Raw genomic sequence first — 15,698 nt, 5'->3', positions numbered from 1 at the left:
TGTGGGAGCCGGCGTTGCCGGCGATGCGCCGCGCGGGCGGCGCTCGATCTGGAGAGCGCTGAAGATCTACCGGCATGCACCTGGTGGCCATGACCCGGTTTCCTGCCAGGCGCCCCGCAGCCCACCCCATCTCAGAAAGATGTATAGCTCCCCATGTCACAGGCCTATAGTTGAAAACCTCGGGAGATCCACGCGCCACAGGTGCAATCATGAAACCCATCGCTCTCGCACTACTACCAACGCTCTATTTCGGCGTCATGCCCACCAGCAATGCCGACGACAGCGCCTTCATCTACTACGGCGCCAACCAGCCCTTCGCCCACCCTGCCCCGCCCTCGCTGGATTCGCTGCCACCGCAAACCTACATCCCCAGCGCCCCGCGCACCTTCATTCCAGTCGCCAGCGAGCATCGTTTCAGCGATTCGCGCCTGCCGACAGTGACCGACACCAGCGTGCGCCTGTTCAAACGCGTGTATGACGCAGAGCACGGGGTCTACCGCAACGAGGAAGTCCACGAGCCAGATTGCCTGCTCGCCTGTCTGAACCAGCAGAAGCCCGCATTCTGACCCGCCTTACCAGTGGCGCTTGTCCGGGCGTTCGAGGCCGAGTTTCTCGATCCGGTAGCGCAGCATGTCACGGCTCAGGCCCAGCAAGCGGGCGGACTTGGTGACATTCCAGTCGGTCTTGTCGAGCATCTTGCGCACCATGTCGCGCTCGACTTCCGGCAGGTTCATCGATTCACTGTCGGTTGCCACCGGCCGCGGTTCATGCTGCTGCGCTTCCTGCACCGGCAGCGGGTCATCCATCAGGCTCAGGCAGACATTCAACTGGTGCGCGGCAATGGTCTCGCTCGGGGCCAGCAACACGGTCTGTTCGAGCATGTTGCGCAGTTCGCGCACGTTGCCCGGCCAGCTGTAGCCCAGCATCAGGGCTTCGGCCTGGTCGCTGAAGTGCAGGTTCGGCTTGCCATAGCGCTTGCCGTGGCTGGCAAGAAAGTGCCGGGCCAGGAGCAGGATGTCCTCGCCACGGGCATACAGGCGCGGGACCTTGATCGAGATGATGCGCAGGCGGAAGAACAGGTCGCGGCGGAACTTGCCCTGCTGGACCATCTGTTCGAGGTTGCAGTTGGTGGCGCTGATCACCCGCAGATCGACCTTGCGCTCCTTGACCGAGCCGACCCGGCGGATGCTGCGGTCTTCGAGGAGCTTGAGCAGCTTGGCCTGCAACAGCAGGTCCATTTCGCCGATCTCGTCGAGGAACAGGGTGCCGCCATCCGCCGCTTCGACCAGCCCCAGACGGCGCTCCCGGGCATCGGTGAAGGCGCCCTTTTCATGGCCGAACAGTTCGGACTCCACCAGGTTGGCCGGAATCGACGCGCAGTTGAACTCGATGAACGGGCCCTTGCTGCGCGGCCCGTCGAAATGCAAGGCACGGGCCACCAGCTCCTTGCCGGTCCCGGTTTCCCCCTCCACCAGCACTGGCGGCAGGTCGGTATTGGCCATGCGCCGCTCGGCATCGAGCACCTGGGCAATGGTGTTTTTCAGCTGCTGCATCGGCGCCGACTCGCCGATCAACGCCTGCACCCCGGATTTCTGCGCCTCGCGCTCCTGATAGAAGGACAACGTGCGCTCCATGCGCTCGGTCTCCATGGCCTTGTCCAGCAACAGCTTCAACTCGGCCAGGGCCACCGGCTTGGTGACATAGTGAAAGGCGCCCTCCTTCATCGCGATCACCGCGTCTTCGACGTTGCCGTAGCCGGTCATCATGATCACTTTCAGCTCCGGCGCGCTGATGCGCAGCTTCTGGATCAGGTCGTGACCGCTCATGCCCGGCAGCGAGTTGTCGGTCAGCACCACGTCGGGGGCGACAGAGGTCAACTGCTCCAGCGCGTCTTCCGCGCAATGGCAGACGGTGACCTCGAAACCCTTGCGCTCCAGGTAGGTCTGGATGTTCCCGGCGAGGAGTTCGTCATCCTCGACCAGCAATATGCTGCGTTCCATAGTCGCCTCCCGTTGCCACTTTGAAGTTGAGTCGCACGCGGGTTCCTTCCTGCTCGCGGCTGGTCAGTTCGACCGAGCCGTCGAAGCGCTCCATTATCCGTTTGACCAGGGCCAGGCCGACGCCGAGTCCGCCTTGCTTGGTGGTGAAAAAGGGCTTGAAGACCATCTGTTGCTGCTGCGCGCTCATGCCCTTGCCGGTATCGCCGAGGGTCATGCCCAGTTGCCCGGGTTGCGAAGTATCCAGTTCGATGCTCAACACGCCGCCCTTGGGCATGGCCTCCAGGGCATTGGCGAACAGGCTATTGAGGATTTGCGTGAGCAGCACCTGCTGGCTGACGACCGGTTGCACCTCCGGTGCCACGAAGCTGACGTTGACGTGGCAGCGGCGAATCAACGGATCGTAGGCGCTCAGGGTGTCCTCCAGCGCCATGATCAGGTCCACCGCCTCGCCCTCGTCGCTGGCCGGACGCATGGACACCAGCAACTCGCGAACCCAGCGCGACATGCGATCGACCTGGTTGATGATGTCGCCGATGTTCTTCTGCGCGCCCTGGCTGGCGATATCCATGGCCAGTTCGGCACTGGTGCGGATGGTCGCCAGCGGATTGCGCAGACTATGGGCGATGGCCGTGGACATCTCGCCGAGGGCGACGAAGGTCTCGTTGGCGATCAGCTGTTTCTGCTGGCTTTCCAGCAACAATGCAGCGCGACGCACGATCCAGAACAGCGCCAGGTAGATCACCAGCCCGCCCAGCAGAGTCGCCACCCAGATGTGCTTGAAGCCGCGCTGGATGCGCGCCACCAGGTCGGCGGGCTCCTTGTAGATCTCGACCATGGCGATCACATGGCTGTGATCGGCGTTGAACATCGGTATGTAGTTCTCGACGAACAGGTACTGGGGTTCGCGCAGCATTTTCTGCTCGGGACGCTCGTCGTCGATCTTGTGGTAGCTGGTGGAAACCGCCTCTTTCATGGCGAAGGATTGATCCAGTTCTTCGTCGTCCTGGATATGCACGCCGATCAGTTCCGGATTGGTCGACCACACCACCGTGCGATCGAGGGCGTAGACATTGGCCAGCAGCAGATCCGGCAGGTGTTCGACATGGTCGAGGAACTCGACGCGGGCTGCAGCCCGGGTCTGCGCCGGAACGTCCGGGTAGGCGTGGTCCTGACGCGGGTCGAGCATTTCGCCGATGGTTCGTGGCGGGTTGATCGCGGCGTGGCGGATTTCGGCCGCGCCGATGGCCTGGATGAATTGCGCGGTCAGCATCGAGTCACGGGCGATGCTTTCGTTGACCACGAAGCGCGTCGACACATAGCCCATCCCCAGGGCCACGGCGCTGATGATCAGGAAACTACCGAGCGAAAACCACCGCAGCAGGTTGAAGCGCCTCCGGCTATCCAGGGGCTGGAGGGGTTCGGCAGCTGATTCAGGCAAGGGTTGTTCGGGTAAAGGCATGGGTGTCCCCCGGTTTCCGTCATCAGCCTTCTCTGGGTTGATTCGGATTGAGTGTAGGCGCCATTTGCCACTATTGAACCTGCGCGGTCGAAGTTCGCTGGCGCTCGGTCTCGTCGTCGAGGAAATCGATGATCGCCTGCGCCGAACGCTCGTCCAGGCGCAGGTTGGGCATCGGGATCCTGGCGTAGCGTTCGTACAGTTCCACGGCAATCGGGTCCTTCTCCGCGAGCAGGCGATCCGGCTCGCGGATCCAGCGGTTCAACCAGGCCGGATCGCGTTGCGCCGTCACGCCGATCAGGTCGGGGCCGATATTACGCATGCCGATACCCTGGCCGTCCTGCGGGCCAAGGCTGTGGCACGACGCGCAGCGGGTGCGAAACAGCTCTTCGCCATTGCTTGGCGGGCGAATCTGCGGGGCGTCGGCGTAGCTCTGCTCAAGGCTCGGCTGTTTCCAGTTGTGCAGGGTGTTGGCCAGCTGGTCGGCGAGAATCCACGGACTTTCAAACGGCGAGGCCTTCATCCAGCGCCCGCTTTGCTGGTTGCCGACGATCAGGCTGAGGTTGTGATCCTTGTTGCGCCCGTTGTCGACGCCTTCGATGAACAGGCCAAGCTTGCGGCGCAGTTCGCTGACGTCGGTGAAGTCGCCGGTGAGAAAACGCCAGCCCGCCCCGACCTTGAAGCGTGCCGCATAGGCCTTGAGAACCTCGGGGGTATCGCTGATCGGGTCGATGCTGATGGAGTAGAAGAAGATGTCCTTGCCGACCCGGTCGCCGAGCAACTGCTGAACCTGGCGCAAGCGCGCGGTTTCCAGCGGGCAGGAGTCGCTGCACGAGGTGAAGATGAAGTTGATCACCACCACCTTGCCCTTGATCAGGTCGTCGAAAAAACGCAGCTGGCGACCCTCCTGGTCGGTCAGCAGGGTATTGGGAAAATAGTCGCCGCCCCACGGCGTGGCCGACTCGCTGGCCGGCTCGGCGGCGCCCCCTTCATGGGAGGTCAGCAGCCGCCCTGCCAGTACGCAGGTCACCAGCAATAACAGCAGGTGCGCAACCAGTGCCGGGCGGATCATTTGTTCACCTGGATCTGCGGGCCCAGGCCATCGCCATTGCGGAAGGTCGGCAGGGCGGCCGAATTGACGTAGCGCACCCCGTCCCAGCTCGGCAGCGGCGTCGGCATCAGCTGGAATTGCCCGGGTTTTTCCAGGTCCCAGCGCAGCAGCATGGAGTTGTCCTCATGCTGGGTGTTGTGACAGTGCTCCATGTAGGTGCCGGCAAATTCGCGGAAGTTGATCGCCATTTCCACGCTGTCCAGCCCGTCGTTTTCCGAGCCGATGCGATAGACGTCCTTGCGCGCCCATTTTTCCCACTCAGGCGGCGCCTTGCCGCCACGGCTGAGAATGATGCCCTCCTCGAAGTGCACATGCACCGGATGGCTCCAGCCCTTGCCGCCAGCCTTGATGCTCCACACCTCCAGGGTGCCGAACCCGGCAGTGTCGGCATCGGTGGGGCCGCTGGCGAGCTGGGCCGAGGCGTTGAGGCGCCGCGGGTCCATGTGGAAGCCGAAACCGCCATCGGTCTTGACCGTCCACGGCGCCTCGTCGGTGCCGTCGGAGCGGCCGAAAATGAAGGTCCGGTGCCGCGCCCTGGCCAGCAGCGCCTTGTCGGCGGCATTGTCGCGGTGCAGCTTGAGCGGGATCATCACCAGGCCCTCGGCCTTGCCCGGCCTGGCCGGCTCGTAGTTCGCCGGGTCCATGGCCAGGTCCTGCCCACTGTAGGCCTTGACGTTGAACTGCAGGACCTTGCCCACCGCCGGGTCGCCCTTGTCCCACTGCGGACCTTTGCTCGACTGCTTGATCACCGCCAGGTATTTCTCCGACAGCACATCGCCCAGCGGCACCGGCGCGATCGGACCCTTGCCGTCGTCGTGGGCCTGCAGGTTGACCAGGAACAGCTTGTCCCCCGGCTTGATCCCGTTTTTGGCGAAGTTGACGATAAGGTCGAAACGCTCGGCGATACCCTGGGTCGGCAGGATTGCGTTGTGGTTCTGCTTGTCGCCGTCGGCATCGAGGTCCATGGAGCCGTCGAACGGTACGCTGTGCTCCATGATGTTGCCGTCGTTGGCGATCATGTGGAACGGCACCCGGGCATAGGACAGCCCGGAGCCTTTGGGCCCCTGGAACTCGCCGCTGGAACCCTTGATTTCGCGGACCATGGCCAGCTTGAAGTAGCGCGACACCGAGCCGTTGAGGATGCGCAGGCGGTAGCTACGGGCGCGCACGTCGAGGGTCGGTTTCCACTGCCAGTTGACCAGTACCTGGTCGCCGATGAAGCCGTCGGTGTTGAACGGGTTGAACCACAGCTGGCCGTTCTGATCCCAGGCCTTGTCGCCCAGCACCAGGTTGACGTCGTAGTCGCGGTTGCCCCAGGGCAGCGCGCTGCCGCTGGGGAACCGCAGGTTGACGCCGTCGTTGACCGCCTCGTTGCCACGGTCCAGGGCGCTGTAGTAGTTCATCATCGCCGCGTTGCCCTTGTAGACGTTCTGCGCGGTGAAATCGAGCATGTGGTCGTGGAACCAGTGGGTGCTCATGGTTTCGCGCCAGTCACCACGAATGCGGATGGTGCCGTTCTCGCAGGTCTTGCGGCTCGGGTTCAGGTCGTTGGTCCACAGGGTTTCGCCGGGGGCGCACGGGAATGCCGCGCGAGGGTCGCGGGCGTCGGTATTGATGCTGTCGTAGCCGGCCAGCTGGATCGGCCAGCGGTAGTCGTAGTACTGCCCCGGGAAGAAGAAGGCATTGGCGTAGCCGTCGCTTTCTGCTGGGGCATGGCCGTTGTGCTCATGAGTGCTGATGGTGTGCAGGCCGAAGCCCATGTTGGCTGCCGGGTCGATCGGAAGGCCGTTGTAATGGCGCATCAGCACGGGCTGACCGTAGCGCACCATCAGCAGCTTCGGCGGCAGGGTGCCATCGAAAGTCCAGACCGAATTGTGGTTCTGCACCGGCATGTTCGGGTGGAAGCGCGGGTCGACGCCCTTGGCCGTGCCATCGGTGGCCGGAACCCCGGCGACGTTGTGATACAGACCGCCCGGACCGAACTCGCCGACGGCGTAGCCGTGCATTTGCCGGCTGTCACGCAGCCCTCCGTTGACCCGCACCCCGGTCTGTACCGTCTTGTACGCCAGTTGCGGGTAGAACTCGTTCCAGCGCTGGTGCGACCAGCCTTTTCCTGGCGGCCGGCCTTCCGCCGACGAGCCGATGCGGCGGTTGAGGAAGTATTCGATCTGCGCCTGCCAGGGGTTGCGGTCCACCACATTGGCGAACTGGCTGGGGAACGGCGTCAGGCCAGGCTGGCGCAGGAAGGCGTCGAGGGCCGCACTGGGCGGTGCACTACGCGCCGCGCTGGCCGGGTCCTGCTGGGGCAGCGGCCCCACCGCCGGCGCCGGGAACTCCAGGAGTGCGGCCGGCGTGGTCGGGTCGAGTTTTTCCGGGCCGAACTCTTCGAACAGCAGCAATTGCTGGGTGAACGGCTGGGCGCCGAACAACGGGCTCGGCTTGCCATTGGTGGGGAAGTTGAAGCTGGTCTGCTGCGGCGGTCGCAGCACGTTTTCCTGGCGGGTGGTGTCGCGGCTGCCCTTGACGCCATCGGGCAGGTCGAGGGCGTCGAGATTGGCTTCCGGCATGGTCAGGATGGCATTCAGCGCCGCCGCTTTGTCCGCAGCTTCGTCCTGGTAGGCCGAAGGGTCGGATGGCTCGGGCTGTCGTTCGTCGTCGATGGGGCTGGCGCGCAGCGGCGTCGTACCAAGCAGCAATGAAGCGAGGAGGCCTGCCGGCATGATCAGCGCCAGCCACTTGAAGGGAGAACGCGTTTTCAGGTCCATCACCAACCACCTCGAAGTCATGAAGGGGGTGATGGGGGTAGTGCAAGAACTTCGCCAGACATGTAACTATTGATTGCAGCCTTGCAAATCAATGACCTGGCGATGAATTCGGGGCTACAGGCCGCTGTGACTGGGGAATGACACCCGTTACCGGGGAAAGTTCAGCCCCGTTTCACCGGTGGCTTTTTGAACGACAGGTGGACGCAGGTGCCCTCGCCTTCACGGCTTTGCAGGCTCACGGAACCGCCGAAGCGTTCCATCATCCGCCTGACCAGCACCAGGCCGACGCCGAGCCCGCCCTGCTTGGTGGTGAAGAACGGACGGAAGGCCATGCTGCGCTGTTCTTCGTTCATGCCACGGCCGTTGTCGCTGAGGACCAGGCTCACGCGCTGCGTATCGGACGAGCTCAACGACACGCTCAAGGTGCCGCCCTTGTCCATCGCATCCAGGGCGTTGGACAGCACGCTGGCGAGGATCTGGCTCAATTGCACCTGCTCGCTCAGTACCCAGGGCGAGTCATGGGGGGTGAACTCGACCTGGATCGCCGCCCGGGCGATCTGCGCCTCGAACGCCGCCAGGCTGGCGCGCAAGGCCGCTACCAGGTCCACCGGCTCGGCCTCCCCGGCCAGCGGGCGCAGGGATTGCAGCAGCTCGCGCACCCACTTCGACATGCGATCGACCTGGCCGACGATATCGTTGATGTTCTTGTGCGCCGCGCCGCTGTCGAACTCCAGCGCCAATTCGGCACTGGAGCGGATGGTCGCCAGGGGATTGCGCAGGCTGTGGGCCACCGCCGAGGACATCTCGCCCAGGGCGACGAAGGTTTCGTTGGTGATCAGTTGTTTCTGCTGCACCGCCAGCAGCTTCGCGGCGCGCCGCACGATCCAGTACAGCCCGAGGAAAATCAGGCCCGCGCTCGCCGCGGTGGCCAGCCAGATCACCAGCAGGCCGCGGGTCATGCGCTCGATCAGGTCGGTGGGCTCCTTGTAGATCTCCACCATCGCCGTGACGTTTTCGCCGTCGGCGTCGAACAGCGGGATGTAGTTCTCGATGAACATGAATTTCGGCGGCACCGGGAATTTCTGTTCCATGCGCCCTTGGTCGACGCTGTGATAGCTGGCCGAAACCGGCGTCTTCGACGTGAAGGCCTCTTCCAGGTCCTCGTCGGTGTGGATGCGGGTGCCGACCAGCGCCGGGTTGGTCGACCAGATCACCGTGCGGTCGGGGGCGTAGATATTGGCCAGGATCACGTCCGGCAGGTGCTCGATATGGTCGAGGAACTCGCCCCGGGCACTGGCCCTGGCGGCAGGATCGACATCGGGAAAGGCGCGGTCCTGGCGCGGGTCGAGCAGCTCGCCCATGGTCCGCACGTTGGCGATCGACACATGGCGCACTTCCGCCGAAGCGATCGCCTGGAGGAACTGCGAGGTCAACAGGGCATCACGGTGCACGCTCTCGCTGATCACGAACCGCGAGGACACCGCGCCGAGCGCCAGGGCGACGCTGCCGATCACCGCCAGGCTGATCATCGAGAACCAGCGCAGCAGGTTGAAGGGTTGCTTGTGCAAGCCCGGGCGGGCCGGGGCTTGATCGACCGCAGTTGTTCTGGTCCACAGGTTCATCGACGTTGTCCCCGACGGCAGTCCCTATGGGGTTATAGCCCAACCGACGCGGTTTACCCGGTTTCGGGTGGGGAAACTGCCCCATTCCCCGGCGCCCCATCCCCCCCCAAACATGGGGGCAGGTCTGCTTCATCGCGGCCTGGATTTTCAGCCGAACCCTTTGACCACGGGCCTTGCAAGCCCGTCCTCGACCCTTGGTATGAAAGTTGCGCTGGCCCTCGCAACTGACCCTCCCCTGCGGGACAGGTCTCCAATAGAGGGAATACTCATGCACCCTTTACTGTCCAAAACGGCGACCGTCCTGGTCGTCGGCGCACTGGCCCACGGTGTCGCCCAGGCGGCATTGTTCGCGGTCGATCCCGGCCCGTACACCCCCGGCAACGGCGGCTTTGCCGCCTGGTACCAGGACAGCCACGGGCGAACCCTCGACCTGTGCCTGTCGAAAGCGGTGAGTTCACGGGTGGCCGGCGCACCCGGCGCGCCGAGCTACATGTGCAGCCTGCTGCCAACCCCGGGCGTGTTCGATGACGCGCAACCGGTGGTATTCCCCAGCAACTTCCCCGACGAGGCCTTCTGGTTTACCGCCGACGGCGCCATCGTCGATGCCGCCCGTGGCATCAACCTGTCCTACGGCGCGGCCATCGAAGCCGCCTTCGCCGCCGAGGAGCCGGTCGAAGGCGACCAGGTCAGCTTCGCCCGCATCCGCATTCGGGTCGATGTTCCCACCGCAGGTACCTACGTGATTACCCACCCCTACGGGGTCGATGTGTTCGACATCGACACCCCCGGGCGCCGGGCGATCAATATGACCCGGGACATCGGCATCGGCTCGCCGCAAACCTACGATGGCGCGCTCAAGGGCGATGTCGGCCCGTTCCTGCGCAGCGTCAACGGCCCCTACACCGAGACCAATCCGGTGACCGGTGGCGCGGAACGCTTCATCGGCGACCCGAACCTCAACGAGGCGGTGACCGGCAGCCCGTTCAATACCAACTTCATCCGCATCGAAGGCCCTGGCGGCATCGACCTGCGCACCAACGATTTCGCCATCTCCGGCAAGCTGTCGGAGGTGGTACGGCCGACGCCGCTGATCACCCAGCGCAGTACCTACTCGCGCAAGCCCGGTGAAAGCGGACCGGTGGCCCAGCAGGACGTGTTCGTCATGGCACCGCCGGCGCCGGCCACCGTCACCCTGAGCAACAGCAGCCCGGTGCTGAACCTGAGCGAGGCCGACGGCACCGGCAACTGGTACGTGCAAAGCCCGCAGAACCCGGTGTTGCCGCATGTCCTGCAGGTCACCGCCGACAACCACCTGGCCATCGCCAGCAGCACCCCGACCACCCTGCCCATGCCCCTGACCGACCTGGTGGTGATCCGCCGCGCCGAGTACAGCCTGAGTTCCGGGCAACTGACCGTCGAAGCCTCGACCAGCGATGAAACCTCGCCCCCGGTGCTGACCGCCACCTCCGGCAGCGGCGCCACCATCGGCGCCTTGAGTGGCGACGGCGCGGTCAAGGCGCTTGCCACCGGCATCTCGCCCATCCCGCCGGCCACTGTCCGCGTGACGTCATCCAATGGCGGCAGCGACACCGAAGAAGTGCTCATCGTGCAATGAACGCTCAACTGCCCGGATCCTCATCAGGAGGCATCATGAACAATTGGCCACGCCTGGCGCTCAACGCCCTGGGACTGACGCTGTCGCTGTCCGGTAGCGCTTTCGCGCAACTTGCCGCCGTCGACCCCGGTCCCTATACCTTCGCCACGGGGAAATTCCCCATGTGGTACCAGGACAACAACCTGCTGTCGATGGAGCTGTGCCAGTCCCGCGCCACCAGTTCGCGGGTGCCGGCCAGCGTGCCACCGGCCTATATGTGCACCCTGCTCCCGGAGCCGGGGATCTTCGACGACGCCCAGCCGATGGTGTTCCCCGATAACTGGCCACCGGAAGCGTTCTGGTTCCTCGCCGAAACGGCCATTCCGGCGATTGGCAACAGCGGTTACGAACTGGATGCCTATGTGGCCGGGATCGAGGCCGCCTTTGCCTCGGAAAACCCGGTGGACGGCGACCAGCAAAGCTTCGCGCGGATCCGCATCCGGGTTTCGGTACCTACCGCCGGCACCTACACCATCACCCACCCCTATGGCGTGGAAACGGTCAACGTGGCGACCCCGGGCCGTCGGGCCATCAACATCACCCGCGACATCGGCATCGGCGCGCCGGGCAACTTCAGCGGAGCGGTGAATGGCGCCATCGGTCCGTTCCTGCGCAGCGTCAACGGCCCCTACACCGAGGTGAACCCGGAAACCGGCGCGGTGGAAACCTTCGTCGGCGACCCGAACCTCACCGAAGCAGTCACCGGCAGCCCCAACAACACCAACTTCGTGCGCATCAGCGGGCCGGCAGGAACCATCCAGACCAGCCTGTTCACACTGTCCGGCAAAGTCCTCGACAATCGCCAGCAAACCCCGGTGGAGATCACCCGCGCCACCTACCGCCGCAGCACTTCCGGCAGTGGCGGCACGACCCGCGTGGAAGTCTTTGCCAAGGCCGGGGCCGGCTCGGCGCTGTGCTTCCGCGAGTCCATCGCATTGGTGGCCGGCCCGCCGCAGTCGCCGTGCCAGACCAGCATGATCGGCGACAACGGCCTGTTCTTCGCCCAGCGCAACTTCACCGGTGCGGTGCCGCCAGTCGTGGTGGTCACCGCCAGCAACCCGGCCGGGACCACGCGCCCGACCGCCGTGTCGAGCAAGCTCTCGGATGTGGTGAAGATCAACACGGCGCGCTACAACTCGGACAACGGCAGCCTGCTGATCGAAGCCACGTCCACCGACGAAGTGGACGTCCCCGACCTGGTTGCCCAGGGCTATGGGCGCCTGTCGAAGAACGGCAACCAGCAGCGCATCACCGTCATCGGCCTGGCCCAGCCGCCGGCTACCGTCACGGTCAAGTCCGCCGCCGGCGGTAGCGACACCGAGCCGGTGGTCGTCGTCGGCATTGCGCCGAACGTGGCCGAGAACCAGCCACCGCTGGCGGTGGCCGACAGCGGCAGCACCAGCTTCGGCGTACCCATCACCCTCAACCTGGTAGCCAACGACAGCGATCCGGACAACAACACGCCGCTGACCATCACCGCCCTCACCCAGCCGCCTAGCGGACAAGGCACGGTGGCCCTGAGCGGCAGCACCTCGGTGGTCTACACGCCGCCTGCGGTGGTCAACGCACCGCTAACCACGACCTTCACCTACAAGGCCCAGGACGGCAAAGGCCTGGCCTCGACCAACCCGGCCACGGTGACCATCAATGTCGCGCCGAACCAGCCACCGGTGCCGGTCAACGACGCCGTCGCAACCCTCGGCGTAGCGATTCCGATCAACGTGCTGGCCAACGACACCGACCCCGAAGGCAACGTGCCCCTGGCCGTCGCCAGCTTCACCCAGCCAGCAGCCGGGCGCGGCACCGTCACCAGCAATGGCACGGTCCTCACCTACACCCCGCCGGCCACGGTAACCACCGCCTTCACCACCACCTTCACCTACCTCCCCCGGGACAACTTCGGCGCCGTCGCCACCACGCCGGGGACGGTCACCGTGCAGGTCTCGCCACGGCCGGCCGCCGAGACCTTCACGGTCACCACCGCCACCGTCTCGGCGCGCTCCAACAACCGCTTCACCTGGGACTTCGCCGGCACCTCGTCGGTGACCACCGGCAACACCATTACGGTGCAGGTGAGCACGCCTACCGGGCTGACCACCCTGGGCACCACTACCGTACCGGTCACCGGGCGCTGGCGGCTGACGGTGAGCAACACCACCACCGTCGTGCCATCGGCCAACCCGAGCGCGACCATCACCTCGTCCCAGGGCACCGTGCGCACTGTCGCGGTTACCGCCAACTGAGCCTATAGAGGAGCCGTCCATGAACACGTCGACCACCGCCCTGCTCTGCCTTTTCCTGCTCCTGGGCAGTGTGGGTGCGGTGGCTGACGACCTGATGGAAAACGACGACCTCGCCGCCGGCAACGACCTCGGCGAGCTGCCCCCACCCGTCGGCCAGCAGGCCCTGATCGTGCAGAACGGCCAGGCCAACGACGCACGGGTGCAACAGAACGGCCTGTCGCTGCTCGGCAATGTGGTGCAGTCGGGAAGCAACCAGGAAGCCTGGATCCTGCAACAGGGCAACGACCTGATGGCCACGATAACCCAGCAAGGCAGCGGCAACAGCGCGGGCATCAGCCAGAGCGGCAGCCACAATCGCGCGCAGATCACCCAGAACGGCAACAACAACGACGCCACCATCGAGCAGGCCGGCACGGGGCTGCAAAGCGCCGTCAGCCAGTCCGGCAACGGCATGAGCGTCTCGGTCAGACAATATCGCTAACGCATTGCGCTACCCGGAGGTTTCATCATGTTCAAACTGACGCCCCTTACCGCCGCAATCCTGGTCGTTCTCAGTGCCCAGGCCCTGGCGGACAACAGTCTCTCCACCCAGCAGCAGTCCGGCCAGGGCAACGACGCGGCCGTGGTGCAGATAACCGCCACCAGCGTCATCGACCAGTACCAGGCCGGTGACTACAACGCCGGCTACGCCGAGCAACTGTTCGAAAACGGCAGCAGCATCCAGCAGCAGCAACTGGGCGCCTTCAACATCAGCCACGCCAGCCAGTCCATTGGTGAAGGCGGCAATGTCGCGCTGCAACAGCAACAGGGCACCGGCAACTTCTCCTTCGTCTATCAGGAAAGCCAGGACAGCGGCAGCGCCACCACCCAGCAATTCGGCGACAGCAACGAAGCCAACGTCGAACAGCTCTATCCCGGCATCGGCAACAACGCCATCGTCATCCAGTACGGCACGGCCAACTACGGCACTGCCGAACAGGTGCTGCACAACGCCGGGCAGATCAACATCTACCAGGCTGGCGAAAGCAACTACGCCTATGGCGACCAGCGCAACGGTCTGGGCGGCAGCATCAACATCACCCAGATGGGTGAATTCAACGGCAACGAAGTCTGGCAGGACAGCCAGACCGCCAGCCAGGCGACGATCCAGCAATACGGGCAGGCCAACGAAGCGGTGGTCGATCAGAGTTTCGGCGAAAACAATATGGCTCAGGTGTTCCAGGTCGGCGACCTCAACGCGATCTACGCCGACCAGTACGAATCCACCGCGTCGAGTCTGGCGCTCTACCAGCAAGGCAGCGGCAACGTGCACTTCACCTATCAGTCCGGGGAAAACCTGGTGCTCAACGCCACCTCGCTGGGCAACGACAACAAGGTCTACGCCAGCAACTGGAAAGGCCCGCAGGAAGGTGGCCAGTTCGGCCTCGACCAGCGCGCCACGATCAACCAGGCCGGCAGCGGCAACGTGGCCAACTTCACCCAGGACGGTGTCGGCCACGTCATGACCACCCAGCAGAATGGCAGCGGCAACCAGACCAAGGTCAGCCAGGCGGAGAACTACAACGAGCTGTACTTCGACCAGAACGGCAGCGACAACCTGCTTATCGCCGACCAGCGCGGCACGGCCAACCTGGCCCAGGGCTTCTCCAACGGCAGCGGCAACAGTACGTCGTTCGACCAGTCCGGCGATGGCAACCAGGCGTATACCGCGCAGTTGTATGGCAGTGACAACCAGATCACGGTCAAGCAGGCGGACAGCATGAACGTGGCGTATGTCACCCAGGGCGGGGACGGCAACATGGCCACGGTCGATCAAAGCGGGACGGGGCAGATGGCGACGGTGCAGCAGTTTGGTGCGGCTAACCAGGCGAGTGTGTTGCAGCAGTGAGGCTTGTGCCTGGCGCAGACCTTGTGGGTGTTGGCTTGCCAGCTATGCCCCCGTGGGAGCGAGCTTGCTCGCGAACGACGGCGAAGCCGTCGCAAAACCTGAATCCGCGGCTTGTCTGACACACTGAATATGGATGGTTTTGGGGCCGCTTTGCGGCCCTTCGCGAGCGAGCTCGCTCCCACGATCAATAACTGCTCTTTGCACTACACCCCAATCCAGCGGGCTCGGCGAACTCCCCATAAACGGCGTCGCATAAAGCTACGAAACTCCCCCTGCTTCCGACTTTCCTGTAGGCAACTTCCCAAGCATACTTCCGTGCCCCATAACGCGTTGCGCTCGTGGAAATCGGACCCTAGGCTTCGCCGGTCGCTGCCTATTCAGCGATCAGGGTTGGTCCCCTGGATTACACGAGCGCACGCTTCCTCCTGTTATGGCGGCTGTGCGCGGAGCGCCTTCGTGCGCGCCGGGTTCTCGTGTCCCGGTGGACCAGTCCGCGTACAGTCGCCTCCCCTTGTCTGGACCCAAGGCCGGCGATTCCATCACACGAGGAATTACGCCATGAAGATACTCACACCCGATCCTCCGCCCACACCCACTTCGGCTGTTGCCGAGGCACCCACGCCCCGGTATTCAGCGTGAATCCCGGCATCACCCTCGACGACGCCCTCGTCCACCTCGCCATGGCCCTCGCCGCCGCCACCGAAAGCAACCTGCAAGCCTGCGAAATGGCCTCGCCACCGCTGCAGCGGGTGACCTGGGCAACCCAGGGTTCGCTGGAGACCTGCGAGGCGTTGATGGAGGCGTTGTTGAAGAGGGGTAGCTAGAGAAGTCAGCGGTGACTGCGTGGCGCTTGTCGAGAGACCGCATGATGGCTACCAGGCGCATGCCGACAGATCTTCAGCGTTCTCCAGATCGAGCGCCGCCCGCGCGGCGCATCGCCGGCAACGCCGGCTCCCACA

The 15,698-nt window shown here is 64.5% G+C and carries 11 protein-coding genes; 6 read left to right on the top strand and 5 right to left on the bottom strand.

Annotated elements, in window-relative coordinates:
- Positions 1–257 precede the first annotated feature (257 nt).
- Positions 258–566 (top strand): hypothetical protein, encoded by a 309-nt coding sequence (locus ACODSK_RS30230; protein ID WP_489021479.1) that lies wholly within the window; start codon positions 258–260, stop codon positions 564–566.
- A gap of 6 nt (positions 567–572) precedes the next feature.
- Here the strand turns inward: ACODSK_RS30230 and ACODSK_RS30225 are convergent, their stop codons facing one another.
- The 5 genes from ACODSK_RS30225 to ACODSK_RS30205 form a co-directional block, all read right to left on the bottom strand.
- Positions 573–2,000, bottom strand: coding sequence for a sigma-54-dependent transcriptional regulator (locus ACODSK_RS30225; protein WP_489021477.1), 1,428 nt, complete (start codon positions 1,998–2,000; stop codon positions 573–575).
- Positions 1,969–3,459, bottom strand: a complete 1,491-nt coding sequence (locus ACODSK_RS30220; RefSeq protein ID WP_489021476.1) for a sensor histidine kinase — start codon at positions 3,457–3,459, stop codon at positions 1,969–1,971. The genes ACODSK_RS30225 and ACODSK_RS30220 overlap by 32 nt, the downstream gene beginning before the upstream one ends.
- A 70-nt stretch (positions 3,460–3,529) precedes the next feature.
- Positions 3,530–4,528: an SCO family protein gene (locus tag ACODSK_RS30215; protein WP_489021474.1), complete on the bottom strand. Its 999-nt coding sequence runs from the start codon at positions 4,526–4,528 to the stop codon at positions 3,530–3,532.
- The gene (locus tag ACODSK_RS30210) at positions 4,525–7,332 is read right to left on the bottom strand and encodes a multicopper oxidase domain-containing protein (RefSeq protein ID WP_489021472.1); all 2,808 of its coding nucleotides are present in this window, start codon (positions 7,330–7,332) and stop codon (positions 4,525–4,527) included. Before ACODSK_RS30210 ends, ACODSK_RS30215 begins: the two co-directional genes overlap by 4 nt.
- Before the next feature lie 161 nt (positions 7,333–7,493).
- A complete protein-coding gene (locus ACODSK_RS30205; RefSeq protein WP_489021470.1) occupies positions 7,494–8,954 on the bottom strand; it encodes a sensor histidine kinase in 1,461 nt (486 codons plus the stop codon).
- A gap of 268 nt (positions 8,955–9,222) precedes the next feature.
- On the opposite strand from ACODSK_RS30205, the gene ACODSK_RS30200 reads away from it, so the two are divergent.
- The 5 genes from ACODSK_RS30200 to ACODSK_RS30180 all read left to right on the top strand — a co-directional run bounded on the left by ACODSK_RS30200 (position 9,223) and on the right by ACODSK_RS30180 (position 15,563).
- Positions 9,223–10,569: a hypothetical protein gene (locus ACODSK_RS30200; RefSeq protein WP_489021469.1), complete on the top strand. Its 1,347-nt coding sequence runs from the start codon at positions 9,223–9,225 to the stop codon at positions 10,567–10,569.
- A 35-nt stretch (positions 10,570–10,604) separates the two neighbouring features.
- The gene (locus tag ACODSK_RS30195; protein WP_489021467.1) at positions 10,605–12,851 is read left to right on the top strand and encodes an Ig-like domain-containing protein; all 2,247 of its coding nucleotides are present in this window, start codon (positions 10,605–10,607) and stop codon (positions 12,849–12,851) included.
- Positions 12,852–12,870: 19 nt separating this feature from the next.
- On the top strand, positions 12,871–13,332 hold the full coding sequence (locus ACODSK_RS30190) for a curlin (RefSeq protein ID WP_489021465.1): 462 nt from the start codon (positions 12,871–12,873) through the stop codon (positions 13,330–13,332).
- 27 nt (positions 13,333–13,359) lie between these two features.
- Positions 13,360–14,739: a curlin gene (locus ACODSK_RS30185; protein ID WP_489021463.1), complete on the top strand. Its 1,380-nt coding sequence runs from the start codon at positions 13,360–13,362 to the stop codon at positions 14,737–14,739.
- 635 nt (positions 14,740–15,374) lie between these two features.
- On the top strand, positions 15,375–15,563 hold the full coding sequence (locus tag ACODSK_RS30180) for a hypothetical protein (RefSeq protein WP_489021461.1): 189 nt from the start codon (positions 15,375–15,377) through the stop codon (positions 15,561–15,563).
- The last annotated feature ends 135 nt before the right edge of the window (positions 15,564–15,698 follow it).

Source organism: Pseudomonas sp. FG98, from assembly GCF_057808595.1.
Note: the sequence above shows the minus strand (reverse complement) of the source record. Positions and strands in the feature narration are given on the sequence as shown.

Excerpts from the sequence above, each read along its gene's own strand:
- ACODSK_RS30225 (WP_489021477.1), bottom strand. The coding sequence starts at position 2,000 with ATGGAACGCAGCATATTGCTGGTCGAGGATGACGAACTCCTCGCCGGG.
- ACODSK_RS30185 (WP_489021463.1), top strand. The coding sequence starts at position 13,360 with ATGTTCAAACTGACGCCCCTTACCGCCGCAATCCTGGTCGTTCTCAGT.
- ACODSK_RS30210 (WP_489021472.1), bottom strand. The coding sequence starts at position 7,332 with ATGGACCTGAAAACGCGTTCTCCCTTCAAGTGGCTGGCGCTGATCATG.
- ACODSK_RS30215 (WP_489021474.1), bottom strand. The coding sequence starts at position 4,528 with ATGATCCGCCCGGCACTGGTTGCGCACCTGCTGTTATTGCTGGTGACC.
- ACODSK_RS30220 (WP_489021476.1), bottom strand. The coding sequence starts at position 3,459 with ATGCCTTTACCCGAACAACCCTTGCCTGAATCAGCTGCCGAACCCCTC.
- ACODSK_RS30195 (WP_489021467.1), top strand. The coding sequence starts at position 10,605 with ATGAACAATTGGCCACGCCTGGCGCTCAACGCCCTGGGACTGACGCTG.
- ACODSK_RS30230 (WP_489021479.1), top strand. The coding sequence starts at position 258 with ATGCCCACCAGCAATGCCGACGACAGCGCCTTCATCTACTACGGCGCC.
- ACODSK_RS30200 (WP_489021469.1), top strand. The coding sequence starts at position 9,223 with ATGCACCCTTTACTGTCCAAAACGGCGACCGTCCTGGTCGTCGGCGCA.
- ACODSK_RS30205 (WP_489021470.1), bottom strand. The coding sequence starts at position 8,954 with ATGAACCTGTGGACCAGAACAACTGCGGTCGATCAAGCCCCGGCCCGC.
- ACODSK_RS30190 (WP_489021465.1), top strand. The coding sequence starts at position 12,871 with ATGAACACGTCGACCACCGCCCTGCTCTGCCTTTTCCTGCTCCTGGGC.